This window comes from Leuconostoc pseudomesenteroides KCTC 3652 (assembly GCF_014634745.1).
Taxonomy (GTDB): Bacteria; Bacillota; Bacilli; order Lactobacillales; family Lactobacillaceae; genus Leuconostoc; species Leuconostoc pseudomesenteroides.
Genome location: NZ_BMBP01000004.1, coordinates 26,473 through 49,645, shown reverse-complemented (window position 1 = coordinate 49,645; position 23,173 = coordinate 26,473). Strand labels below are relative to the sequence as shown.

General features: G+C 39.3%; 26 protein-coding genes and 2 tRNA genes. 16 read left to right on the top strand and 12 right to left on the bottom strand.

Annotation, left to right across the window (positions count from 1 at the left end):
• The first annotated feature begins 64 nt into the window (after positions 1 to 64).
• The 5 genes from argC (at position 65) to IEU65_RS05740 (ending at position 4,360) form a co-directional block, all read left to right on the top strand.
• A complete protein-coding gene (gene argC / locus IEU65_RS05760; RefSeq protein WP_010292593.1) occupies positions 65 to 1,108 on the top strand; it encodes an N-acetyl-gamma-glutamyl-phosphate reductase in 1,044 nt (347 codons plus the stop codon).
• A gap of 9 nt (positions 1,109 to 1,117) precedes the next feature.
• Complete coding sequence (argJ, locus tag IEU65_RS05755; protein ID WP_010292591.1) at positions 1,118 to 2,332, top strand: bifunctional glutamate N-acetyltransferase/amino-acid acetyltransferase ArgJ; 1,215 nt, start codon at positions 1,118 to 1,120, stop codon at positions 2,330 to 2,332.
• Positions 2,333 to 2,366: 34 nt separating this feature from the next.
• Positions 2,367 to 3,101 (top strand): acetylglutamate kinase, encoded by a 735-nt coding sequence (argB, locus tag IEU65_RS05750; RefSeq protein ID WP_010292589.1) that lies wholly within the window; start codon positions 2,367 to 2,369, stop codon positions 3,099 to 3,101.
• A 9-nt stretch (positions 3,102 to 3,110) separates the two neighbouring features.
• Complete coding sequence (locus IEU65_RS05745) at positions 3,111 to 4,229, top strand: aminotransferase class III-fold pyridoxal phosphate-dependent enzyme (RefSeq protein ID WP_010292586.1); 1,119 nt, start codon at positions 3,111 to 3,113, stop codon at positions 4,227 to 4,229.
• Between the two features lie 59 nt (positions 4,230 to 4,288).
• Positions 4,289 to 4,360: transfer RNA gene (locus IEU65_RS05740), tRNA-Asn, on the top strand.
• A gap of 97 nt (positions 4,361 to 4,457) precedes the next feature.
• Here the strand turns inward: IEU65_RS05740 and IEU65_RS05735 are convergent.
• The 3 genes from IEU65_RS05735 to IEU65_RS05725 form a co-directional block, all read right to left on the bottom strand.
• On the bottom strand, positions 4,458 to 5,042 hold the full coding sequence (locus tag IEU65_RS05735) for a hypothetical protein (protein ID WP_010292583.1): 585 nt from the start codon (positions 5,040 to 5,042) through the stop codon (positions 4,458 to 4,460).
• A 461-nt stretch (positions 5,043 to 5,503) separates the two neighbouring features.
• Entirely contained in the window at positions 5,504 to 5,887 is a 384-nt protein-coding gene (locus IEU65_RS05730; protein WP_010292579.1) for a hypothetical protein, read from the bottom strand.
• A gap of 48 nt (positions 5,888 to 5,935) precedes the next feature.
• Positions 5,936 to 6,808, bottom strand: coding sequence for a helix-turn-helix domain-containing protein (locus IEU65_RS05725; protein ID WP_228934883.1), 873 nt, complete (start codon positions 6,806 to 6,808; stop codon positions 5,936 to 5,938).
• Positions 6,809 to 7,295: 487 nt separating this feature from the next.
• Here IEU65_RS05725 and IEU65_RS05720 point away from each other — a divergent pair, with 487 nt between their 5' ends.
• Both IEU65_RS05720 and IEU65_RS05715 read left to right on the top strand, forming a co-directional pair.
• Positions 7,296 to 7,889, top strand: coding sequence for a hypothetical protein (locus IEU65_RS05720; RefSeq protein WP_147651135.1), 594 nt, complete (start codon positions 7,296 to 7,298; stop codon positions 7,887 to 7,889).
• Positions 7,890 to 7,986: 97 nt separating this feature from the next.
• On the top strand, positions 7,987 to 8,589 hold the full coding sequence (locus IEU65_RS05715; RefSeq protein WP_004910362.1) for a helix-turn-helix domain-containing protein: 603 nt from the start codon (positions 7,987 to 7,989) through the stop codon (positions 8,587 to 8,589).
• 78 nt (positions 8,590 to 8,667) lie between these two features.
• Here the strand turns inward: IEU65_RS05715 and IEU65_RS05710 are convergent, their stop codons facing one another.
• The 3 genes from IEU65_RS05710 to IEU65_RS05700 form a co-directional block, all read right to left on the bottom strand.
• Positions 8,668 to 9,111 carry a hypothetical protein gene (locus IEU65_RS05710; protein WP_010292567.1) on the bottom strand — a complete coding sequence of 148 codons (444 nt, stop codon included), beginning with the start codon at positions 9,109 to 9,111 and terminating at the stop codon, positions 8,668 to 8,670.
• A gap of 4 nt (positions 9,112 to 9,115) precedes the next feature.
• A complete protein-coding gene (locus IEU65_RS05705; RefSeq protein WP_004910360.1) occupies positions 9,116 to 9,316 on the bottom strand; it encodes a helix-turn-helix transcriptional regulator in 201 nt (66 codons plus the stop codon).
• Positions 9,317 to 9,413: 97 nt separating this feature from the next.
• Positions 9,414 to 10,403: a hypothetical protein gene (locus tag IEU65_RS05700; protein ID WP_010292563.1), complete on the bottom strand. Its 990-nt coding sequence runs from the start codon at positions 10,401 to 10,403 to the stop codon at positions 9,414 to 9,416.
• Positions 10,404 to 10,663: 260 nt separating this feature from the next.
• Between IEU65_RS05700 and IEU65_RS05695 the strand changes: the two genes are divergently transcribed.
• Positions 10,664 to 11,176 carry a DoxX family protein gene (locus IEU65_RS05695; protein WP_010292560.1) on the top strand — a complete coding sequence of 171 codons (513 nt, stop codon included), beginning with the start codon at positions 10,664 to 10,666 and terminating at the stop codon, positions 11,174 to 11,176.
• A 76-nt stretch (positions 11,177 to 11,252) separates the two neighbouring features.
• Here IEU65_RS05695 and IEU65_RS05690 read toward each other — a convergent pair whose 3' ends face one another.
• The 3 genes from IEU65_RS05690 to tyrS form a co-directional block, all read right to left on the bottom strand.
• Positions 11,253 to 11,663, bottom strand: coding sequence for a helix-turn-helix transcriptional regulator (locus tag IEU65_RS05690; RefSeq protein ID WP_010292557.1), 411 nt, complete (start codon positions 11,661 to 11,663; stop codon positions 11,253 to 11,255).
• 185 nt (positions 11,664 to 11,848) lie between these two features.
• Positions 11,849 to 12,838, bottom strand: a complete 990-nt coding sequence (locus IEU65_RS05685) for a D-2-hydroxyacid dehydrogenase (RefSeq protein ID WP_010292554.1) — start codon at positions 12,836 to 12,838, stop codon at positions 11,849 to 11,851.
• A gap of 50 nt (positions 12,839 to 12,888) precedes the next feature.
• Positions 12,889 to 14,136 (bottom strand): tyrosine--tRNA ligase, encoded by a 1,248-nt coding sequence (gene tyrS, locus IEU65_RS05680; protein ID WP_010292550.1) that lies wholly within the window; start codon positions 14,134 to 14,136, stop codon positions 12,889 to 12,891.
• Between the two features lie 369 nt (positions 14,137 to 14,505).
• On the opposite strand from tyrS, the gene IEU65_RS05675 reads away from it, so the two are divergent.
• Entirely contained in the window at positions 14,506 to 15,267 is a 762-nt protein-coding gene (locus IEU65_RS05675) for a DUF975 family protein (RefSeq protein WP_010292547.1), read from the top strand.
• An 18-nt stretch (positions 15,268 to 15,285) separates the two neighbouring features.
• On the opposite strand, the gene IEU65_RS05670 is transcribed toward IEU65_RS05675, so the two are convergent.
• The gene (locus IEU65_RS05670; RefSeq protein ID WP_010292545.1) at positions 15,286 to 16,113 is read right to left on the bottom strand and encodes a glucose 1-dehydrogenase; all 828 of its coding nucleotides are present in this window, start codon (positions 16,111 to 16,113) and stop codon (positions 15,286 to 15,288) included.
• A gap of 122 nt (positions 16,114 to 16,235) precedes the next feature.
• Here IEU65_RS05670 and IEU65_RS05665 point away from each other — a divergent pair, with 122 nt between their 5' ends.
• Genes IEU65_RS05665 through IEU65_RS05650 form a run of 4 tightly spaced genes read left to right on the top strand, consistent with a single transcriptional unit; the run spans position 16,236 to position 18,429 of the window.
• Entirely contained in the window at positions 16,236 to 16,574 is a 339-nt protein-coding gene (locus IEU65_RS05665) for a PadR family transcriptional regulator (RefSeq protein ID WP_010292543.1), read from the top strand.
• On the top strand, positions 16,571 to 17,920 hold the full coding sequence (locus IEU65_RS05660; protein ID WP_010292540.1) for a DUF4097 family beta strand repeat-containing protein: 1,350 nt from the start codon (positions 16,571 to 16,573) through the stop codon (positions 17,918 to 17,920). The genes IEU65_RS05665 and IEU65_RS05660 overlap by 4 nt, the downstream gene beginning before the upstream one ends.
• Positions 17,921 to 17,952: 32 nt before the next feature.
• Positions 17,953 to 18,147 carry a hypothetical protein gene (locus IEU65_RS05655; RefSeq protein ID WP_004915105.1) on the top strand — a complete coding sequence of 65 codons (195 nt, stop codon included), beginning with the start codon at positions 17,953 to 17,955 and terminating at the stop codon, positions 18,145 to 18,147.
• Positions 18,148 to 18,165: 18 nt separating this feature from the next.
• A complete protein-coding gene (locus IEU65_RS05650; protein ID WP_010292537.1) occupies positions 18,166 to 18,429 on the top strand; it encodes a PspC domain-containing protein in 264 nt (87 codons plus the stop codon).
• 36 nt (positions 18,430 to 18,465) lie between these two features.
• Here IEU65_RS05650 and IEU65_RS05645 read toward each other — a convergent pair whose 3' ends face one another.
• Positions 18,466 to 19,350: an alpha/beta hydrolase gene (locus tag IEU65_RS05645; RefSeq protein ID WP_010292533.1), complete on the bottom strand. Its 885-nt coding sequence runs from the start codon at positions 19,348 to 19,350 to the stop codon at positions 18,466 to 18,468.
• A gap of 147 nt (positions 19,351 to 19,497) precedes the next feature.
• Between IEU65_RS05645 and IEU65_RS05640 the strand changes: the two genes are divergently transcribed.
• The 3 genes from IEU65_RS05640 to IEU65_RS05630 all read left to right on the top strand — a co-directional run bounded on the left by IEU65_RS05640 (position 19,498) and on the right by IEU65_RS05630 (position 22,130).
• Positions 19,498 to 20,958 carry a glutamate--cysteine ligase gene (locus tag IEU65_RS05640; protein ID WP_010292531.1) on the top strand — a complete coding sequence of 487 codons (1,461 nt, stop codon included), beginning with the start codon at positions 19,498 to 19,500 and terminating at the stop codon, positions 20,956 to 20,958.
• Between the two features lie 291 nt (positions 20,959 to 21,249).
• Entirely contained in the window at positions 21,250 to 22,023 is a 774-nt protein-coding gene (locus IEU65_RS05635) for a 2-keto-4-pentenoate hydratase (RefSeq protein WP_010292529.1), read from the top strand.
• A 36-nt stretch (positions 22,024 to 22,059) separates the two neighbouring features.
• Positions 22,060 to 22,130, top strand: a tRNA-Ile gene (locus tag IEU65_RS05630).
• On the opposite strand, the gene IEU65_RS05625 is transcribed toward IEU65_RS05630, so the two are convergent.
• The gene (locus IEU65_RS05625; protein WP_010292528.1) at positions 22,131 to 23,129 is read right to left on the bottom strand and encodes a YeiH family protein; all 999 of its coding nucleotides are present in this window, start codon (positions 23,127 to 23,129) and stop codon (positions 22,131 to 22,133) included. It abuts the tRNA gene before it with no gap.
• Positions 23,130 to 23,173 lie beyond the last annotated feature (44 nt).

The following is a 23,173-nucleotide window of genomic DNA, read 5'->3' as shown; positions in this document are numbered from 1 at the left end:
ATTTATTGAATTAAAATTCATTTTAATTTAATATTTAATCATTAAATGAGATAGGAGATTTGCAGTGACAATACAAAAAATCAAAGCGACAATTGTCGGCGTTACAGGATACGCCGGACTTGAATTGCTGCGTCTTCTTTATTCTCATCCCTTTATTGACGTTGCTATCATTACCAACACACAACCGGATGGTCATGACATCAGTGAACAATTCCCACATTTTTCTGGAATGTATAATTTGTCACCTGAAGCGTTTGACGCCTTGCATATTATGCAAAAAACTGACATTGTTTTTTTTGCAACATCCAGTGGTATCAGTAAGGATCTCGCGGAGCCCTTTATTCTTGCTAACTTTCCAGTGATTGATTTGTCTGGTGATTTCCGTCTCACTGCTGATGATTATCAAAAATGGTATCACAAAACGCCTGCAGAACCAGCATTGTTAGCAAAAAGTCAGTACAGTTTAGCTGATTTTTATGATAACGAAACGACAAGTTACATTGCCAATCCGGGTTGTTATGCAACAGCAACACTGTTAGCATTAGCACCACTAGCCCAACATCATTTACTCGATCAAAATAGTATCGTGATTGATGCCAAAAGTGGTTTGTCTGGGGCTGGCAAATCATTAACCACAGCCAGCCATTTTGTCAATGTCAGCGATAATTTCACAATGTATAAACCAAATTCACATCAACACATTCCCGAAATCACCCAGCAGTTACATATTTGGCAACCAGATATTGCTCATATTCAGTTCACAACATCATTATTGCCAATTAATCGCGGTATTTTCGTCAGTGCTTATGTCAAATTAAAAGAACCTCGAACACCGCAGCAACTACAAGAACTATTTGAAAACACGTATGCTGACAAAACGTTTGTACGTGTCATGCCTAGCAATGAATTACCAAATATCAAGCAAGTTGTTGGCACTAATTTCGCGGATATCGGGTTAACTTACAACCCAGAGACACAATTTCTCACTATTGTTAGCGTCATTGACAACATGATCAAAGGCGCTGCCGGTCAAGCAATTCAAAATGCTAATCACTTTTTCGGTTTTACCGAATCAATCGGTCTAAATCTCATTGCACAATATGCTTAAGGACTACTTATGACAAAACTTCTCTCACAAATTCACACCATCACTGATGGCAATATTGCCACACCAAAAGGTTTTCATGCTGACGGTCAGCATGTTGGACTCAAACATAAATCAAAGGATCTTGGTTGGATTTATAGTGATGTACCTGCTAGTGTGGCTGGTGTTTTCACAATCAATCAAGTGCAAGCCGCACCGGTTCAGCTTGACAAAAACGTGATCCAAAACGGTCAAATACAAGCCATCGTTGTTAATTCTGGCAACGCTAATGCCGTAACTGGCGCCATTGGCTTGACTCACGCCAAAACGATGCAAGCCGTTACTGCTACGCAACTCAATATTTCACCAGAATTAGTAGCTGTTTCGTCAACGGGCGTGATTGGTCAGCCACTGCCTATCGACACTGTCACCGCCGGCATTGCAAAACTCAATATTGACGGTGATGCAGATAGCTTTGCCGAAGCAATTAAAACCACTGATACGGTCAAAAAAACCATCACAATTCAATCAGAAATTGCAGGGCATCAAGTGACTATGAGCGGTGTAGCCAAAGGCTCTGGCATGATCCACCCCAATATGGCGACAATGCTAGGTTTTATCACAACAGATGTCAGTATTACGCCTTCTCTTCTACAAACTGCATTGTCAGCTGACGTCGAAACTAGTTTTAATCAAATCACCATCGATGGTGATACATCAACTAACGATACGGTCCTTGTGATGGCTAATGGCGGCGCTCAAAATCCACCTATCACAACAGAAAATGATGATTTTTCCCAGTTCAAGATTATGCTTAACACTGTCACTACGGCACTGGCGATTGCCATTGCTAACGACGGCGAAGGTGCAACCAAACTGCTAACAGTCACCGTCAACCACGCACAGGATGGTCTTGGCGCACGCATGGTTGCCAAAAAAATCGTTGGCTCGTCCCTCGTCAAAACAGCTATGTTTGGTCAAGATCCTAACTGGGGACGTATCATCGCAGCAATTGGTGCTAGCGGTGTTAACATCAATCCCGATAGCATCGACATTGCTTTAAATGACATCACCGTAATGTCGGCTGGCGCTCCTATTGACTTTGACGCGCAACAAATGAGCGAGCAATTAGCACAACACGACATTGATATTACCATTGATCTACATGACGGCACTGCCACAGGTCAAGCTTGGGGCAGTGACCTCACATACGGTTACGTCAAAATAAACGCCTTATACACCACCTAACCCACCAAGTCATCACACATGGACGGAAAAAACTATGAAAAATATTCTGATTAAGATCGGCGGTAACGCTGCCAGCCAACTCACACCTGCTTTTTTTGAAACAATTAAGCATTGGCAAAAAAATAATTACAACATCACAATCGTTCATGGTGGCGGCGACAGTATTTCAACCCTGATGACCCAACTTAACGAACCTGTTGTCAAAATTGATGGTATTCGTCAAACAACACCAACTGGACTCGCTATCACGAAGATGGCATTATTAGGACAAGTTCAGCCAGATTTAGTTGAAGCATTCCGTCATCATGGTTTGAGCGCCATTGGTCTCAATGCCGAGAGCAATCAACTTTTGACTGGTCATTATATCAATCAGGAAGTTTTTGGTCTGGTAGGACAAATTGATCAAGTTAATACCCAACTAATTCAATCGCTTTGGCAGCAAAACTTGATTCCAATCATTGCACCACTAGCCATCACTAATCAAGGCCAGTGGCTTAATGTCAATGCCGATAGCGCCGCAACTACGGTTGCAAAGTTTTTGAAGTCTGATGAACTTTATTTGTTAACTGATGTGTCTGGCATTGAAGTCCACGGCAACATTTTGCAGCAACTCACACCACAACGTGCTATTGAATTACAGACTGAATCTGTCATTCATGGTGGCATGTTACCAAAAGTCAACAGCGCTTTTTCTGCCGTTAAAAACGGTGTTAACGCGGTTCATATAACTAATACAATCGCCAGTCATGGCACAACCATTTCAATGTGAGGCATCTCAATGACCCTTTTCCCAAATTACAAACGCGCGCCGATTACATTTGCCAAAATGTCCAATGCAACTTGGACTGATCAAACTGGCGCCGACTATATTGACCTATCCAGCGGTATTGGTGTCTATAATGTTGGTGCTAATAACCCGACTGTTGTTAATGCTTTAAAAACGCAAGCAGATCTTTTTTGGCATTTGCCTAATCTTTATGATAATCCACTACAAGAAACTGTCGCCAATAAACTCGGCGGTTCAGAGTATACTGTTTATTTTGCAAATTCCGGTGCTGAAACCAATGAAGCAGCCATCAAATTAGCCCGTTTGGTCACCAAGCGCCCAAACATCATCTCTTTTACTAATTCGTTTCATGGCCGAACTTATGCAGCCATGTCAGCAACTGGTCAAGACAGTATCCATCAAGGTTTGCCTATGCTGGACGGTTTTTTGTACGCCGAATTCAACAAAATTGAAAGCGTTAAGGCGTTGTTAAATGATGATGTGGCTGCCATTATGTTAGAACTGGTGCAAGGTGAAGGTGGCGTTGTTCCTGCCAATTCAAATTTTGTCAATGACCTTGTTGCTCTGGCACACGAACACCACACGTTGATCATTGTGGATGAAGTTCAAACAGGCATTGGGCGCACTGGGACTAAATTTGCGTATGAACAATTTGGGTTTACACCCGATATTGTAACTAGCGCTAAAGCTTTAGCAAATGGCATACCAGTGGGCGCAATGCTTGCCAAAAACCAATTTGCACCAGCCTTCAGCTATGGCACACACGGATCAACTTTTGGTGGTAACCCTTTGGTCATGGCTGCTGCCAGTGCCACACTTGATGAGCTCAACACAATTTTACCGACTATTTCTGATAAAATTGCCATTTTATGGAAGAATTTGGCTACTTTTTCTCAATTAGAGACTGTAAATGATGTCCGTGGCTTGGGTATGATGGCAGGAATCTCATTAAATGTACCTGTCGCAAAAGTTGTATCTGATTTACAGCAACAACATGTTTTGGCCCTCAGTGCCGGTCACAACACACTTCGGCTCCTACCTCCCTTGACCATTCCAACTGAACAATTGTTAATCGGTTTGGATATTATTAAAAATTCTCTTTCAAAATAATAAACGTTGACAAATATTTTTAATCTTGATATACTTTAATAGTTGATTATTCAACTAATTGCTCCATAGTTCAGCGGTAGAATAACGCACTGTTAATGCGCAGGTCCCTGGTTCGAATCCAGGTGGAGCAGTTTTATTATCAAATTAGTCAGTACATCGTTGACTATAATATCGTTCTCATAAAAAACTCGTGATATTAATATCACGAGTTTTTTATATGCAAAGTACTTAATCCTTTTGTTTTATCACCTCTGAAGGTTTCAAATCCAAAAACTCATATCCTGTTCCTGCAATAAATTTTGCAAATCCTAGATCATTGATTGCAGCAACAATCTCATACTCGTTTTTAAATGACGGTAGTCGTTTAATGTTTAGAGGATCCACCACTTTTAGGTTTTTCGGTGGATTCGTGACAAGTTGCCAAGCACCTAATGCACTCATAAAATTGAAATAATAATTATGACCACTTTTGTCTTCAATGATCAGCAAGGTTAAATACATCGGTCCTTCATTAGCGCCACCAGCCATAAAATTTTGATAATTAACCTTTTTAATTAAAACAGTAGCTTGTGACACATCTGCTATATCAATTGACAACTTTTCTTTATTTTTTTCATTCACTATTATTTTATCGGTCGTGATAGTTGCACTCATGAATCGATTAAAAATCTTTGAAAACGTACCATTATCAGGGTAAAACTGCCCATTGAGTTGCATCGCCCACAACTCAATAAAGTGATCATAAACCAACACCAGATTATCAGGAACTGACAAAATAGGCGGATTTTTCATTACTGTTTTTTGATCTTTCATTTGTGTTCTCCTTTAGCGTTAAACCGCCTAACTACACAATATGCACCTTATATAATTAAATATAACACTTTTGTGAATTTTTTATATTTAAATATCGATTATCACAGTCAACCAATAATAAAAAAAGAGAAATAATTCCAGCAAAGGATATACCTGTTATGTCTTATATTATTTATGTATTACTAACCAATGTTATAACTATCCTGTGGTTAGTAATCTTTATAGATGTGTACTCTCCTGGTCACTTGCACTCATATTCATTGCTATGGTATTAAGTTATAAGCGAAAAACTTTATAGTATTTTTCAAGGTAAAAAGCAAAACACACATTAAAAGAAGCGAACTTATCAGAATGTGCATGACCAAAGTAAAGCGATTGATTCTTTTAACAAAAAAATTAATCCAATGATTAATTTCTTAGGAGTGACTTTTTCAATTGAAAAATATCTTATTAACAATCATTCATTGATCAGTTACATACTTTTGAATTTCCTCTTTAGTCAAAACATGATTTTTTCCAGTCTCAAAGTTTCGAAATATCCAAACGCCATCTTCCTGCATTAAATACACTGGACTAGCATTTCGGCTAGCATCATTTCCCAATTCAGACGCTGTAACGGACGTAGACGCAGCAAAACTTTTACCAGATGTTTCTGGAACATTTTTTGGTCGCTTAGTTCCTTTTGGTCCAGGAATTGCCGCATTTTCACGAGATACCTTTTGGCTCATCTCTTGATCCATTTTCTGACTACTGATGGTATCTTGCCAAGATTTCAATGCCATAAAAATTAATATGCCAATTATTAATCCAGCAATGATAATATATCTCTTTTTGTAATTTTTCATAATTACGCCTCTCTCATTCTGACACCTTAATACTAATCATCTACTTCCCTATGGTTTATTTGGCTTGAGTATACTTTCTATAAAATAAAGAATATCATGATATTCTTTCGTATATCCAAATCGTTTAAATACCGCTAAATCATCAAGCATATCATCGTATATTTGTTGATCAAATCCTTGTTTTAAACTAAAAAGTTTTGAGTAGGTTAAGTAGTAGATTGTGTCGGTCAAGGTTCTAGTGTCTAGGGAGACAAATTTTTCAAAGGCTTGCAAGTACAATTGCGCATCCTGCATATTATTTCTGTCAAATGCTAGAACCGTGGCATTATGGGCGTACGCTATTTGCAAATAATGCTTTTGCACAGCGCTAAAAGGCAGTTTATCTAACGAACGGATCATTCTGTTATGGTAGCTCCGAATAAAAGTATCATCAAACAAAAACAAGACATCAAGATACATCAAAATGTCACTTAAAAACCACGTTTCAAACCCAAATAAATAATTCTGAATCTCATACGTTATTTCTTCGCGATTTTCTAACGGCAAATTATTAATTTTAGCATAGACCGCTTGAACGCGTAATGCGTTGATTTGGTGCTTTTTAATTTTCGTCTTGTCATATAAAAGCAACTCTTGATTGATTAGGGTTTGACTATTTTGTTCATTATAATAAGCTGCATACAACTTTTTTTGATAGTCCTGAGAATCAATCCAACCATCAGGATTGGCCAACATAAAAAATTCCGTCGGATGAATATCAAGTTTATCCAAAAAACGTAATAAAACATTGGCATCAATATTGCCAGATTTCTCCATTCGCGATAATGCTGCTTGTGATGTAATATTTTGGGCCAACTGCTGTTGACTCAATCTTCTAGAGACTCTGATTTTTTTCAACAATTGTCCTTGGTTCATACTCATCCCCACCCTCACAATAAATTTTATCCGATTTTGCATAAAATGTTGTGCGTTATTACTTAAAGCATATCATACACTTATACAGTTTATTTGCAAAAAGCACATGAAGAGAGGTATATCGTATGCACTTTTTAATGACTCTATTTTTCCCCTGGCTCCCCACTGGTGGTCTGTAATAAAAACTAAAAATATTAGTCTGCCGTTGAAAAAAATCTTGAATAATATGGCATGATGACAAACCATCAATTTGGATTGCCATTTTTTGTCGTGTTAAGTAACACCCGATTAACAAGGCTACGGCTCGTTCACAGGCTCGGGCATACTCACGAAAATCTATGAAGATTTTAACCTCGACACCGGAAAATATACAGTCAGACACAAAGACCCGCATTGGTGCTAAAAAATTGAAGCCGACAATAACGGCTAATAATCAGTTTGCACACTATTCACACCTATTTGATAAATACGATTAATTGGAGCAAGACCATTTATGATTGATAACCTCTATACATCCTTACCAATAACTTCTATCAAAGATAAAGTCACCATTTTTTTCGTCGACGCTTCAATGACTGACAAATTAGAAAGCCTGTATTTGCAATTTATGTCAGAACTACCGCGAGTTAATCCAACATACGCCACCTTTTTAAAGAAAAAATGGCATCAAATTGCCCTAGTTTTTTTAATGGAAACGGTGCTAGTCACCACTTTAATGATGTTTTGGTTAATCAATGGGCAACTAAAATTCAGCTTAATAATGTTATCAATGATGCTATACGGCGTTGTGATTTGCTTAGCGCTTTTCCGATTAAGGCAATACAGATTATTGAAGAAAGGTATTTTTTTATTTGCTGATTATCACCAAAACGGCTTTCAATGGCCCAAAGATAACGTTCCTGTCAATCAATCATGGCAATTTCTGTACGTTTTAGAGTTTGACAATCATTTTGTCATTCACCTAATGTTGGAAGTGCCATACGTGCTAATGTTAAAACGGCGCGCAATTTATATTCCTAAGTCAGAATTATCTTTAGACGATGTACGCGCATTACAAGAATTAAGCATCAGAGTGACTAGAAATTAGTGCTTATCCTCCACCTAAATAAGGTAAGCAATGAATCATTGCTTGCCTTATTTACAGTTTACATTCAGACTATATCTAAAACAAAGGAGGACAAGTTATGCGGTTTGGTGAACGGCTAAAAAAAGCACGATCAGATATGAATTTAACACAAGGAGATGTCGCAAATGAACTTTATGTTACTAGGCAAACTATTTCTAGTTGGGAAAATGAAAAAACTTATCCGGATATTTCTAGCTTAATTCAATTAAGCAATTACTATCAGATTTCTTTAGATACTTTACTCAAGGAAGATACTGGTATGCGCGAAGATTTGGAAAAAAAGTATGTAACGGTGAATATGAAAAAAATATACTGGAAATTACAGCTTTGTTTTTTCATCTTACTCTTGTTGTTTATTGCTAATGTATTAGATATCGTCCATTTAGGCATATTTTATATACCATTTCTATTCGTGTTTATTGCTATCGCAATGACACTAGATAATATTGGAGAGTTTGATAGGAACAGCACTCTGGGACTAAAGTACAAATGGCAAAAATATATTGCTGGTGACATGGGTTCTATTTATACATTAATACTGCCTATTATGTCATTTTTATTCGGCATCATTTGCCTACTTTGGAATAAGGGCAACCCATGGTGGTCTTTTATTTGTGCTGGTTTGCTACTGTGGGTTAATCATAAAAGCACCAATAAATAACTTTTAACGATAAAAAGCAACTAATTGATAGCAAGCGTTTCGTCGCTTCGTTATCCATTAGTTGCTTTTTCTGATAGGCTATTGCTGATCATATTTATGCCACAATATATAGTATTGAATATCCGGAATGATAAATGCGCAGGCAATCCAGCCATTTAAAACATAAAATAATACTGCCATTGACAAACTATTCATACCCCATAAGATGCTTAATAGTATCCACAATGCTATAACTAGCAAAATAAAAGTATTAATGAGCGCACTATGCACTTTAAGTGCAATGTCCCGATCCCGCTCATCCTTGGCAAAATACAATTCATCTTTTTGGTTGAACACTTGAACATGATATTTTCTTGAGACATAAATCATCTCAAAGAGGGATGCTAAAACTGACACTAATATTGTCACCATGGCTGTTTGGCGCATATTATTAATCATCAAAATAGAAAACAAAACAAACCCTATTTGCCACATTTTGTTCATCCAGAACGTAAAACGGACTATTTTTTTACTATCACTCATATTATTATTCCTCCACATTATTAACAAACAATTCATCAACCGACGTATGCAAAATATTAGCCAAATCAAAAGCAAGCTTGAGTGACGGATCGTACTTATTATTTTCGATGGCATTAATTGTTTGCCGTGTCACGCCAGTCAAGGTTGCTAGTTCTGCCTGAGATATTTTATTGGTCGATCTAAAATCTTTGATATAATTTTTCATCTTTTTCCCCTACAAAACAAAAATGTAAAACATGTTTTACACTTATAGTAAAACATCTTTTACATTTACTGTCAACCTAAAATTTTATTTTAACGCATCAAGACAAACGAATACTCTGTAATCTCTTGACGAGATTACAGTATTGCGCGCGATCCAAGTCTTCTTGTTCAAAGTCATTTTTGCATATCGCTAGTGTTTCTTGTCCAGCGCTTGTCAATGCAATTCCCGCAGCCATTGCTGCGTCTAGTGATTCTAAAATATTATGTGTGAATTCTCTTATGCGCTCTAAAGAGGCATCTTGGGTAATCATCGTCGCGATGACACCTTCCACATCATCAAAACGCGCCATCACGCCAATAAAGTCTGACGGTCTAGCTGCTGTATGGATCATCATATCGATTTCTTGGAAAAATTCCACAACTTCAGGCAAACTTTCAGCATCATAATAAACCACTTGCTCGTGTAATTCAGCTAAAACGTCAAATAAATAACCGCGCATTTCCTGTTTAAACTGTGGCAACACGTCATGAAACTGTTTAATCAACTGACGCCATTCATCCATGGTAAGTGTTCTTGGTGTTGTATACCCAGCCCTTAAAGCATTATATTGTGCAGCGAGCAATGGATCGCCCTTGGCCGGTTCAAATGCAGCTAAAATATCAGCCGCGACACGACGCAACTGAGTAGCCGTCACATTTTGAGAAAGTGATAACTGTTCAACCAAAGTTCGCAACTTTTTTAAATGAGATGAAACTTGATCAACCGAATTTTTATCTCCAAGTGCACTTACCTCTGTGATTAATTGATGATAAAGCGTTAAATATTCAGGATTTTCAGCAACTTGACGTCGCATAGCAAAATCATCAATACCCCGTAATAGGCCACCAGCAAATTGTCGCAATTCAGCAGGTTGCAAGACTGTGCAAGTCCAGCCTTCTCGTGTAGCGATTTGTTTTTTAGCGTCAGTTGCTGCTTTAGTCAAACTGCGTCCTGATTCTGTCATATCTGCCAAAACCTCAGCAGCGCTACCACGGGCTTGATCGTCCATCAAAGTTTCATCTAAATTGGTTACGTGATTTTTTACCATATATTCTATCCCCATTCACGTTCATTACTTCAAGTGTATCGAAAAAAGTTAACCTTATTGTGACTACTTTGTGAAAAATTCAATCATGATTCAGTCACATTTGACTAACAAAGTAGCGTCAATTTAAAACATTTTTACGCAATAATCACGAAATTTTAAAGCTGAAAACAAATTGTTTGACATTTCACAAGACACTCTGTATACTTACTAATTGTAATAGGTATTACGGATAGAAATTGTAGATATTAGGAGAGAATATTATGATTCAATGGCTACGCAATTCCAAAATTGCAATGGGAATTTTGACGGTTTTACGCGTTTACTTAGGCTACCAATGGACACTTGATGGCTGGGGAAAAATCACAGCCAAAGGTGGTTTCGATGCATCTGGTTTGATTATGGGTGCCATTAAAAACCCTGTGTTAACCCCAGATAAAACAGCTGCTTTCCCTTGGTATGATTGGTTCTTAAACGTTGCGACCAATCATGGTCAATCAACAGCTGCCTTTTCATTTTTAGTCGCTTGGGGTGAATTGCTAGTTGGCTTAGGCTTGGTGTTTGGTACGCTAACCTTAGCAGCTGCCTTCTTCGGTCTCGTTATGAATTTTTCATACCTTGGCGCCGGCGTTGTATCAGTGAATCCAACCTTTATTTTCATTGGTGCTTTGCTGTTAATTGGTGGTTACAACTCAGGAAAGATTGGTTTGGACCGCTGGGTAACCCCATTCCTACGCGATAAGCTACCATTTTTACAAAACGACATTAAACTTTAAGCGTCGACAAAAAAGAGTGATTATTGTTAGCCAATAATCATTCTTTTTTAGTTATTGCAGTTCAGAGTTGTAATATTCAATTAAACAGAGATTTAATCGAGTCAATAATATCTGGTAAAACACCACCCAAAACGGCGATGATAGGAATCAATGCCCACCAATAAGACGACATAAATTCCCAAAAATTCATTCCGTCTCGCCTCCTGCGAATATATTCTCCTCGCCGTGGATCAAAAGTAAATTCACTATGATCAATTTTATCCTCAATACTGTCAGTCTGTGGTGTAATACCCAAAACCAATGTATCGAGTGAGCAATCAAATATTTCTGCTAATTTAATCAAATTAGGCAAATCAGGTGTCGCATCGCCTGATTCCCAACGTGAAACTGCTTGTCGCGAAATATAAAGCTGTTTGGCTACATCTTCTTGTGACAAACCTTTGTCTGTCCTGAACCTTTTTAATTGATTTGGAAATTGTAATTCCATGTATCCGCTCTCCTCTTGATTTGATACTGTCATTATCATTCAAATCACTGGCCAATACTAGCAATTAAAGCCATCAAATCAGCAACTAGCAATGCAAACGTGCGCAACAACAGGTTGCGTTTGTGCTTGAAAACCCTGTATTATCAACGATACTGCTAGTTGCGCTCTTTTTGGGCTTACACAGCTCATCTCAAAATTTCATTTTCGGTGAAACCGCCATTTACTATGATGACTGCATCATTTAGTGCCATTTCAACCATATTTTTAATCGCCGTATTCGTGTAAAAAGCGATATGTGGTGACAACAGAAAGTTATCATAAGCCACTAACCGTTGGATATTTTCTGGCAATTCATCAACTGTTTGCTTTTGGTCCATGAAGTCATTTTCATTTGGTGCCACATCAAAGGCAGCGCCCGCTAATTGACCGCTGGCTAGTGCTAATTCCAAAGCTGACATATCAACAATTTCACCACGTGCAAAATTCAACATGATGGTACCCGGCTGTACTTTTTCAAAAAATGCGCGATCTGCCAATCCACGTGTCTCATCATTTAATGGTGTATGAAAGCTAATCACATCGGCCCGACGCAACGCCTCATCTAATGTCGTATACGTTACAAATGGTTCATTTTGAGCGCGGTAAACGGGATCTACTCCCAATACTTGCGCGCCAAGCGCGTGCAACATTTCTGCCAAAGCAGTACCAATGCGACCCACACCAATAATTGCCACTGTTAGGTCATGAATTTCCCGCGCCTGTCCACCGGCTGCCCAAGTGTAATCCCCTTGTGCCATAGCACGATCGAATTTTTTATTATGACGAATCAGATTAAATAACTGCGTTAACGTATACTCAGCGATGGCACGTGGCGAGTAGGCCGCAACATTTGATAAGCGCACATGATTGGCAAAGGCGGCGGGCAAATCAAAAACATCATAACCCACTTGACGCAAGGCGATTTGTTTAATATTAAGTTGTGATAATCGCTCATAAACTGGTGGATTAACTGATGTCGTTTGTTGTGTTGAGACTGCATCAAAACCACTAGCACGATCAACGGTCTCTTCGTTGAGTGGTTGGTCGATTGTGACCACTTCGTGCCCCGTTTTTTCAGACCACTGCTTAACGTATGGCAATTCATCCGCTACGGCGTTATACATTAAAATTTTCATGATATTATCCTTTCAAAAAAGCACGACCGTTAAGTTGGCCATGCTAAAAGTTATTGTACTTTACCCAAGAAATACTTTTTCTTACCACGACGCACCAACACAAATTGACCGTCATAATGACTTGCAGGATCAATCACTGCCTCAAGGTCTTTGATCTGTTCCCCATTAATTCTAATGGCACCATTGGTTACATCTTCACGGGCTTGACGTTTAGAGCTTTCAATCTGCCCATCAACCAAAAAATCAACGATATTTTTAGGAGCTTGTTCAATCTCAAAACTTGGTACACCGCCAAAGGCATCCGCAATTTCATCAGCTGACAAGTCAGCAACATCACCACTAAACAAAGCTGCGGACAAACGTTCTGCCTCTTCAACAGCAGCTTGTCCATGAACAAACTTTGTCACTTCTTGCGCCAAACGACGTTGTGCTTCACGCGCACCCGGATTTTCTTGTGACACTTTTTCAAGTTCATTAATTTCATCAACCGATAAGAAAGTAAAGTATTTGAGGTATTTCACAACATCAGCGTCACTTTGGTTATACCAGAACTGGTAGAACGTATAGGGTGACGTTTTTTCAGCATCTAACCAAATGGCATTGCCTTCAGACTTACCAAACTTCTTACCCGTTGCGTCCGTCATCAAAGGAATGGTCAAGCCAAACGCCTTTGCTTCGTTACCTTCAATTGCATGAATTAAATCAATCCCGGACGTGATATTGCCCCACTGATCTGAACCACCAATTTGCAATTGAACGTTGTGTCGACGCCACAATTCATGAAAATCAATACCTTGCAGAATTTGGTAGGTAAATTCAGTAAATGAAATACCCGTTTCTAAACGTGAAGCAACGACATCTTTTTTCAACATGACATTAATTGAGAATAACTTACCATAATCACGCAAAAAGTCCGTCAGTGTCAGCTTACCCAACCAGTCGTTATTGTTAACAATTTGTGTGTCGCCAGTACCAAATAACTTCGTCACTTGCGCTGTAATGCCTTGTTCATTAGCAGCGAGTTGCTCTGGTGACAACAATTTACGTTCAGTTGTCGGACGTGGATCACCAATAGCGCCTGTCCCACCACCAATGATGATAACTGCTTTACCACCAGCATTTTGGAAACGCTTTAGCACCATAAATGGAATCAAATGTCCCAAGTGTAGTGATGGTGCCGTCGGGTCAGTTCCGACATAAGCACCAATCTTGTCATTGCTCATTGCTTCTAACAAACCGGCTTCGTCCGTTACTTGGTTGAGGGCGCCACGCCATTTCAAGTCTTCAATAAAATTCATCAGTATCTCCTTATTTTAAAACCATTTTTAACAGCAAAAATCGCCCTAATCTGAATAGAATAGGACGATTTTCACCGTGGTACCACCTAAATTGTAAGTCATCGGACTCACCACTTAATATTGCCTTATCGCGGCCTACGTCATTGTCTAAACGTTGTGTAACTCAACAATATTTTCGGATTAGCTCACAGCAACCGCTAACTTTCTGATACACGCCTAATATTGCCTTTATCAACGTAATGAATATTTTTATTATACCAGAATTTCATTCTAAATAGTAATTTTTAATCTTTAATTAACTGGTAGTATTTTTGTGACTATTTTCGACTATGTTATAATTGAATATATTAAGTCAGAGGAAGAACTGATATGAATTCAATTCGAGAAATTAAACACGCAGCTTGGTCGCGCGTGACGCAAAGCTTTGGGGCAGCGTTTTTGCTAGCACTTATTCCAGTTATTTTAGAATTTGGCAGTAGTGCTGCCACTGCAAGAGACCAGTTACGCAATGCCAATACTGTCACATCAACTAGTGGCAGTATTGGTAAAAGTGTAGCGTTTGATGCTGGTACCATTATCACAATTATTGTCGCTGTTTTAATCAGCCTAATCATTGTCTTTGCAATTTTAGCATTGTTCATTGCCTTAATTGAAATGTTTGCAGAGAGCTCGACCGTTGGTTTCCTTACTTGGTCTGAAGAAGACGAGAAACCCGTCAAGCCTTTCATTGGTGGCTTAACACTAATCAATGGGACAGTTTATAAAATTGCTTATATTCGTGCCATCTATTCAATGCTTTGGGCATTGTTATTCTTTATTCCTGGTATTATCAAGTCATTTAGCTATTCACAGGCAATCTTAATTTACCGTGATGATGTCAAAAACAATCGTGACATTCGTACAGCACGTCAATATTTGAAAGCATCAGCTGAGATGATGAATGGTTATAAGGGACGTCGTTTCTTGCTTAGTTTAAGTTTGATTGGTTGGTCAATTTTGACAGCCCTAACTGGTGGCATTTTGGCTATCTTTACCACACCTTATTTCTTAGCAGTCAATGCTTCATTCTATCAAAGCCTACGTGGTTTAAGAGATACGCAGCATGTTAATGATACGAGTACAGTCTTGTGAGCAATCACAAGGCTTTTTTTAACCTTTACCACCTTGAAATTCATTATATAAGGTAATCCCGCCATCAATGTAAAGTGTCGTTCCTGTAATATAACTTGCCTCTTTGGAAATTAACCACATGGCCGCGTTAGCCACGTCAATCGGGTCACCAATTTTTTTCATCGGAATCATATTAGTCGTTTCTTGCTTGACGGCTGGATTTTTAAACCGCTCTGCATTAATTGGTGTATCAAGAGCTCCCGGCGAAATCGCATTAATTCGGATACCACGTTCAGCATACTCCAAGGCAGTTGTCTTGGTAAACATCAACACCCCTGCTTTCGCTGTGGCATACGACGCGTATGTTGGCCACGGAATCGTATCATGTATCGACGAAATATTAATAATGTTACCTTGAATTTTGTGCGTCAAAAAATGATTAATTGCAATTTTTGACCCTAGAAATACACCATCCATGTCAACGTGTAATACCCGCTGCCAATCATCATAACTCACCAAATGCGTCGCTTCTTGTATTTCAAACCCAGCATTATTAACCCAAACATGAATCTCACCAAAATGTTGAATTGCGGTGTCATAAATTGCTTGAATGCCCGCCTCAGTACCAACATCAGCTTGCACCGCAACCGCCCGACCGCCAGCAGACTCGATTAATTGTAACAATCCGTCAACGACATTTTTTTTGGCGTTTAAGTAATTAACGACAACGTTCATTGCCTCAGCACCGGCATGTCTGGCGATAGCTTCACCGATACCGGACGACGATCCAGTTACTACAATGGTTTTCCCAGCCAAATCAGGATACCGCGTATGAGGATGGTTATTTTGTGTTGTTTGTTGTGTCATAAGACTAACTCCTTTTGATCATTATTATACACAGAAAATATGATTTTTTTGTAAAAACAAACAAATTACTTTGACAAGCATAGTAGTTTGTTATATTATATAAGCATACGAGGTAATTTACTATGGAAATATCAAAAGATCTCATTCGAGGTCACACTGATACGATTATTCTGAATATCTTAAATCAAGGTGATTCTTACGGTTATCAAGTTTCAAAATCTATTCGACAATTATCCGACCAACAATATGAACTCAATGAAGCAACCCTTTATACTGCTTTTCGCCGGCTAGAAAAGCTGGGTGACATTGAGAGCTATTGGGGTGACGAAACACAAGGTGCACGTCGAAAATATTACCGCATCACCTCACAAGGTCAACAGCACCTAGCCACGGCGCTAGATGAATGGCGATTTGCTAAAAAAGTGATCAGCAATCTGATTAGTGGGAGAATCGAATTATGACATCAATAGAAATGGAAATCAGAACACGTTTAGATGTTATTTTTTCAAAATATACACCTAACACTCAGCTAACCGAGTTTAAAGAGGAACTAGTGGCTGATTTAATTGAGGCTTATCAAGACTTTGCCAAAACTGACCGTTCTCATGACGAAGCATTGGATGATACTTTTGATCAGCTCGGTGATATTGATACTGTTTTGAAAGAATTAAGCGAACAAAAATCAACAACCAAAGATGATACACAATCAGATGAGCAGGAAGATACAACCGAAAACAGCAAACGGTCATTTGTAGATATCTCTGATGAAGGCGTACACATTGGTAATCTTCATATTAACAGCAAAGGGGTTCGCCTTGGTGACGATATTGTCATTGACGGTCAACACGACAAAGTGCAATTTGGCGACTGGCTGCACGTGGATCACGAAGGTGCACGAGTTGGTGACAAGTATTATCAATTTGAAAGTGATCAAGGTCACTATAATTTTGAAACACATACGCTTGAGGAACCTTTCTGGACCAAAGCACATCATAATATCACGATTCCAACGAGCGACAAACCATTCATTTTTGACTACAAAGACGCCAGCGTCAGTTTTTATACCAATGACAAAACTGATTTAATCACGGTTGATGAATATTTCAGTCGTGACAATGCCCGTTACTTTGCCCGTATCTCAGAAACAGATGATCATGTTCTGATTTCACAAGGCGACCATCCAATGCTTTTCCATGTCAAGACTGCGATTCAAATTGGCTTACCACAGAACTTCAGCACTGGAAAAGTGACGACAATCAACCACTCAGGCAGTTTATATGTTAATAGCGTTGCACTTGAAGAATTTAACGTCAGTGTGTATTCTGGCAGTTTCAAAGCACAACATATTACAGCCAAAAGTGGTCTATGGCGGGTCACTTCTGGGACGATCAAAGCCAGCGATGTTAAGTTTGAAACTGCTGAAATTGAGAATAAATCAGGCAGTATCAAATTAGAAAAAACTGTCATCAATGATGCCACTGTGTCGGCACATTCTGGTTCAATTCGTATTGACGATTTTGTTGGCGGCGGTCACTTTAAAGCTAACTCGGGCGCAATCCGGTTACGCCTTTCAAAATTGACGCGTGATTTAACCTTAAAAGCCAATTCGGGTTCAATTCGCGTTACCGCGCCAAACAATCAAGATTTCAACTTTGAATTATCAGCGCATTCCGGCAGTGTTTCTGTTGAACGCAGCAATATTCATTTTGACCAAAACAATGGCAGCTATAAACGCGGATTCGTTGGAACAGATCCCGAATTTGCCATCGAAGCGCAAGCTAATTCGGGCACTGTTAAAATTTATTAAGGAGTGTACGGTCAGTCGTACAACATCATCACATGAAAGAACACTACAATCACATTCACGTAGGCCACGATCATGGCCTGCAAGCTTACGGCGTTGGTTTCCTATTAGCTGGCGGCATTCAATTTGCGACATCTCACGATTGGTGGTCAACTTTGTGGCACGCGTTCTTAAGTTGGGGCTACATTGGTTACTATATTGCTGAAGTCGTTCAAAAAGTTATTCATTAAACAAGGAGAAATTTCATCATGGCTAAAAATAAAAAATTAACGCGTTCACGCAGTAATCGTTTAATTGGTGGTGTTCTCGGCGGATTTGCTGAATATTTTGGTTGGGACGCAACACTCGTTCGCGTCATCTTCGTGGTTGTATCATTCTTTTCAACCGCGTTCCCAGGCATTTTGGTTTATATCCTAGCATGGATTTTAATGCCTGATGCACCAACAAAATCTCACTATTATTCTGACCAGACGAGAAAAGACGTCACACCAGATGATACTGATCGTCCATAATAAAAAAAGATTGATGTATTAAATCATCAATCTTTTTTATTGTCTTATAAACGCTAACTTTTGCTGATAAATATCATCAGTATCAAAATCACTGGGTCCGTGGTGAGCACCAGACACCCAAGTTGTTTTGGCTGATTGACCAACGATATCGTCATATTCTTGCGCTAATTTGACACTTTGTAAATACGGTACAACGTCATCCGCCGTACCTGCCAACAAATAAAGCGGTGGCATTTTTTGACTAAAATAAGTTGCCGGATTCGCTTGTGCGACCAGTTCTGGCACATCAGCTGGTCGCTGATTATTTAACATAATGCCTTCAAATGACAACTTTGAACCAGTCTCGGTGAACTTTGGTGTTATGCCTAACTTTTCAAACTGTGGCACAAATTGGTCAACTTGGTAAGGTCCGTATAAGCCAATTACATGAGAAATTTCAGGTAGCTCACCAGATGTCGCACCTGCCGGTTTTTCACCTAACATAACACTACCCGAAATACTGGCTGCAGTTAAAACAGCCAGTTGAGCACCGCTTGACTCACCAATCAACACCACCTCAGTCATATTTAACCCATACGTTTCGGCATGCGCAACTAAAAATGACAGTACCGCGCGAATTTCAGCAATTTGATTTGGAAAATGATTCGTGTGAACGGTATTGAGTGAATAGTTTGGACTCACAACGGCGTAATGATCAGCTAAAAATCGCAAACTTGGTTGTAACTTGTAAGAAGACTTTTCCCCACGTAATAAGCCCCCACCATAAATATCTACAATAACCCCCACTGTATGTTGCGTTTTTGGTCGGTAAATATCAAGCTGATGACGCGCACCACTAGCATAATCAACATCACGAAAAATCGTTACATTATCCGGCACTTTAGCCGGAACGTATTGATAAATTTTATCTTTGAATAACATACCCTTATTATAGTTTGGGGCGTATCTTAATACAAATATTTCGATTACAAAAGTCGTATCAAACGCCTATTCTAAAATACATATTTCACCCTTTTAAAACGTAAATGCGGTAAAATGAGGTAAATATCATTGTTGGGGTAACATTATATGTCCGAAAATCTTGACCATTTAAAACGCAATCATCTCCTTGACCTATTATTTGCTGGGCGCTTTGGAATCGAAATTGAAGAACACCGCGTCCAATTAGGAAAACCGCGGTTATCGCAGCATCCTCACTCACGCCAACTTGGCACTCGAAAAACCAATCCTTACTTCCAAACTGATTTTTCAGAAAGTCAAGAAGAGCTGGTGACCGCACCAAAACATGCTTCAAAGGATGCTTTAGCCCATCTACATGAATTGCAAACCATCTTGAGCAATGAACTATCAGAAGATGAAATCATTTGGCCACTTTCCATGCCACCTCATCTCAATGAAGACGATATTGACTTCTTATTGACACACTTTGAACGCCCATGGTATCAAGAATATCGTGAAGAATTAATCGCTCGCTATGGTTATTATCAACACATTATGACCGGCGTGCATGTCAATTATTCACCAGCTGATAATTTGATTGATTGGTTTGGATCCCAACATCATATTCAATCCTATCCAGCTGCCAAAAATCGACTATATTTCCAAATTGCTCAACAAGTCACTGGTTATCGTTGGCTGCTAACCTATCTATTTGGCGCAAGTCCTGTCACTGAAAATAGTGCTGACAACTTACCCAATAATCGACTCGATATCCAACCAGTACGTTCTTGGCGCGCCAGTGATTTTGGTTTTGCCAATCGCCCTGAAATTTTAGTGGATTATTCAGATTTTGAAACCCACATTCGCCAAATTAGACAATACATCGCCAACGGTGATTTCTATGACAAAAGCGAGTTTTACGGTCCAGTCCGACTTAAAGGCCCTGGAGAAATTGAAGATTTAATCCAAAATGGCGCTAATTACATGGAATTTAGAATGTTTGATACAGATCCATTCTCATTAGACGGTATCTCCCAAACCGCTTTGAGTTTTCTACATCTGCTGATTATCGACGCAATTGTTAACCCACAACCTTGGCCAAAACACACTGCCGAAGGTGCACGCGCCTTTAATCATGTTGTAGCATTGGCACACCCAGATGAACCACTCAGCAGCACAGCTACCCAACACACTCGTAATTTGTTGACACGCTTAGCAGAAATTGTTGCCGTATCACCAGCTGATTTGCGTGACGATTTTAATCAGGCGTTAGATTATGCCAAAACGGCATTAGATGATCCAAAACAAACGATTGGTGCTCGTCTCGCTAGCTTCATTAAAAATGACTCACTCACCACCTACGCTGTAACGCGTGGGCAAGCCATTTTAAAAGCACGTCAACAAGCCAAAGATAATTTTGTTTTTGTACCAAAAAACCTACAAAAAACTTATATTCAAGCGCACAAGCTTGGCTTTAAAACACTAATGCGCGAGGATAATCACTTACAAGTCACTTATGGTGACAAAGTTTGGGCTTTTATGAGCGAGGAAGACCTCACAAAATATCTGCCAAATCATATCGAAAAATGATTATAAAATGAGAAAAGTAAGATTAACGTTGCTTTTCTTTTTTTATTGTTTTATAATTAAGCACATGAACAAGCAAATGACTTCACAAGTAAACAACACAATTATCAACGCGATTATTATTATTTAGTAATCGGGTTGTTATTTTGCGTAACGACTCGCTGTATGCCTGTCGTTACGGTTTCAAGTGACCTAAATCTCATTTGATAGCGTAACTGCTATTAAATGAGATTTTTTATTTGCCATAGCACGGTGACTACCCCCTTGGGTAGCACAATATCTCGGAGGAAAATTATGACGACATCACAAGAATTAGCTAACCATTTATATCAGGCTTTCGCCACCAATACGCCACTTGACCGCGACGCTTTTGTTGGCGTTGTCAACAGTTTTGAAGAGGCATATCAAGTACAAGATGCCGTTCTTAAGCAAAAAGGTGAACCAGTCGCCGGCTATAAAGTTTCTTTGACATCACCTGAAACACAAGCGATGTTCGACTCAGATTCCCCACTTTATGGTGGTCAACTTGCTAACAAATTCTTACCTTCTAATACCAAATTTCACCTGAGTGATTATAATGAACCGCTTGTGGAAGTTGAAATGCTTTTCACAGCCAAAGAAGATCTCACACCCGACATGACGCCGGAAGAATTGCTACAACACACAACTGTCGCACCAGCACTGGAATTGCCGGACGCGCGCTTTGCCAATTGGTTTCCAAAGTTAGATAAATATTTGGTTTTGAGTGACACTGCTGTTGGTGGTGCTGTTGTTTATGGAACGGCACGTGACGGCGCTGACTTGACGCTCAAAACACTAGCTGATGTAAAAGCTGTTCTCACCCACGATGGTGAAGAAGTAGCCAGTGGTCAAGGATCTGAAGTACTTGGCAACCCTGTTTTCTCTTTGAAGTGGTTAGTAGGAAAATTATTTTCACAAGGCAAAAAATTCCCTGCGGGAACACATGCTTCAACCGGCACATTTTTACTACCACCCTCTTTGACGGCTGGTACTTGGTCAGCACAATTTAGTGACGATTTTGGTACCGTGACTGTCGAAGTCGACTAACAAAAAAAGATGTTTCACATGAAACATCTTCATCATAGGCTTGTAGCTCAATGGTAGAGCGTTGCGCTGATAACGCAGAGATAGAGGATCATTCCCTTTCGGGCCGATTAAAACAAAACATGAATTAAAATGACCGCCAAAACAACTTGTACGAAACCTGTGACCAAACCATAACTCAAGAACTTGCTACCAGATTTCTTAATAATATCCAGTTTCAAGTTTAGTCCAATTCCTGCTAAGTTAACAACACCAAAGAAACCAGAAACTTCTTTTGCCCCTAACGTCAGCAAATGTGGCATTGGCAAAAAACTATTGGCTAACAATAAAATAACGAAAGCAATGATAAACCAAGGGATTTTGACTCCTTTTGAAGCAACTTTTGCTTCGCCATTTCCTTGATCGCGCTTTTGTGCCATCTTAGCAAATACCAAAACAACGACTGTTAACAAGATAACCCGCAGCATTTTAAACAAAGTCGCATAGGTCACAACTGTTGGGTTAATCAAGGCCGCCGTTCCAACAACTTGACCCACTGACTGAACAACACCACCAACTAATGCACCTAATAATAAATTATGATTGCCAACTAAATGTGGGCCAACAACTGGCAGCAATAACAACAACACCACACCAGTTAAACTAACAGTCGCAACTGCTGTTCGCCGTTGATCATCATTGGCACCAATGGCGGGCGCCACCGAGGCAATAGCACTTGAACCACAAACCGCATTGCCAGCTCCCATTAACATGGCTGACTTATCACTGACCTTAAACAGTCGGCCACCCATCCATAGCACAATCACAATTGTTAATGTCATTTGAATTAGAATAAAGGCCAACCCGTTGATACCCAAATTCTCAATGGTTCGCAATGTTACGGTCAGTCCCATCAAAGCAATACCAATTTCAATCGGATATTTTTCCGCCCATTTCATCCCCGGTGCAAATGAATCACGATTTAACACAGTGTTGCCTAGTAAAATACCTAACAACATCGCAATCGCTTCTGCGCCCAAAAAAGGTAACCAATTCGCCAAAATTTTAGCGACAAAAGACAAAATTAAGGTAATGATAATACCCGATACCATATTTGCTTTTATTTTCATGTTTTCTCCCGTCAATCCTTAAACTTATAATACAATTAATATTA

Coding starts and splice junctions, on each gene's coding strand:
- argJ (WP_010292591.1), top strand. CDS start 1,118: ATGACAAAACTTCTCTCACAAATTCACACCATCACTGATGGCAATATT.
- argB (WP_010292589.1), top strand. CDS start 2,367: ATGAAAAATATTCTGATTAAGATCGGCGGTAACGCTGCCAGCCAACTC.
- IEU65_RS05745 (WP_010292586.1), top strand. CDS start 3,111: ATGACCCTTTTCCCAAATTACAAACGCGCGCCGATTACATTTGCCAAA.
- IEU65_RS05735 (WP_010292583.1), bottom strand. CDS start 5,042: ATGAAAGATCAAAAAACAGTAATGAAAAATCCGCCTATTTTGTCAGTT.
- IEU65_RS05730 (WP_010292579.1), bottom strand. CDS start 5,887: ATGAAAAATTACAAAAAGAGATATATTATCATTGCTGGATTAATAATT.
- IEU65_RS05725 (WP_228934883.1), bottom strand. CDS start 6,808: ATGAGTATGAACCAAGGACAATTGTTGAAAAAAATCAGAGTCTCTAGA.
- IEU65_RS05720 (WP_147651135.1), top strand. CDS start 7,296: ATGATTGATAACCTCTATACATCCTTACCAATAACTTCTATCAAAGAT.
- IEU65_RS05715 (WP_004910362.1), top strand. CDS start 7,987: ATGCGGTTTGGTGAACGGCTAAAAAAAGCACGATCAGATATGAATTTA.
- IEU65_RS05710 (WP_010292567.1), bottom strand. CDS start 9,111: ATGAGTGATAGTAAAAAAATAGTCCGTTTTACGTTCTGGATGAACAAA.
- IEU65_RS05705 (WP_004910360.1), bottom strand. CDS start 9,316: ATGAAAAATTATATCAAAGATTTTAGATCGACCAATAAAATATCTCAG.
- IEU65_RS05700 (WP_010292563.1), bottom strand. CDS start 10,403: ATGGTAAAAAATCACGTAACCAATTTAGATGAAACTTTGATGGACGAT.
- IEU65_RS05695 (WP_010292560.1), top strand. CDS start 10,664: ATGATTCAATGGCTACGCAATTCCAAAATTGCAATGGGAATTTTGACG.
- IEU65_RS05690 (WP_010292557.1), bottom strand. CDS start 11,663: ATGGAATTACAATTTCCAAATCAATTAAAAAGGTTCAGGACAGACAAA.
- IEU65_RS05685 (WP_010292554.1), bottom strand. CDS start 12,838: ATGAAAATTTTAATGTATAACGCCGTAGCGGATGAATTGCCATACGTT.
- tyrS (WP_010292550.1), bottom strand. CDS start 14,136: ATGAATTTTATTGAAGACTTGAAATGGCGTGGCGCCCTCAACCAAGTA.
- IEU65_RS05675 (WP_010292547.1), top strand. CDS start 14,506: ATGAATTCAATTCGAGAAATTAAACACGCAGCTTGGTCGCGCGTGACG.
- IEU65_RS05670 (WP_010292545.1), bottom strand. CDS start 16,113: ATGACACAACAAACAACACAAAATAACCATCCTCATACGCGGTATCCT.
- IEU65_RS05665 (WP_010292543.1), top strand. CDS start 16,236: ATGGAAATATCAAAAGATCTCATTCGAGGTCACACTGATACGATTATT.
- IEU65_RS05660 (WP_010292540.1), top strand. CDS start 16,571: ATGACATCAATAGAAATGGAAATCAGAACACGTTTAGATGTTATTTTT.
- IEU65_RS05655 (WP_004915105.1), top strand. CDS start 17,953: ATGAAAGAACACTACAATCACATTCACGTAGGCCACGATCATGGCCTG.
- IEU65_RS05650 (WP_010292537.1), top strand. CDS start 18,166: ATGGCTAAAAATAAAAAATTAACGCGTTCACGCAGTAATCGTTTAATT.
- IEU65_RS05645 (WP_010292533.1), bottom strand. CDS start 19,350: ATGTTATTCAAAGATAAAATTTATCAATACGTTCCGGCTAAAGTGCCG.
- IEU65_RS05640 (WP_010292531.1), top strand. CDS start 19,498: ATGTCCGAAAATCTTGACCATTTAAAACGCAATCATCTCCTTGACCTA.
- IEU65_RS05635 (WP_010292529.1), top strand. CDS start 21,250: ATGACGACATCACAAGAATTAGCTAACCATTTATATCAGGCTTTCGCC.
- IEU65_RS05625 (WP_010292528.1), bottom strand. CDS start 23,129: ATGAAAATAAAAGCAAATATGGTATCGGGTATTATCATTACCTTAATT.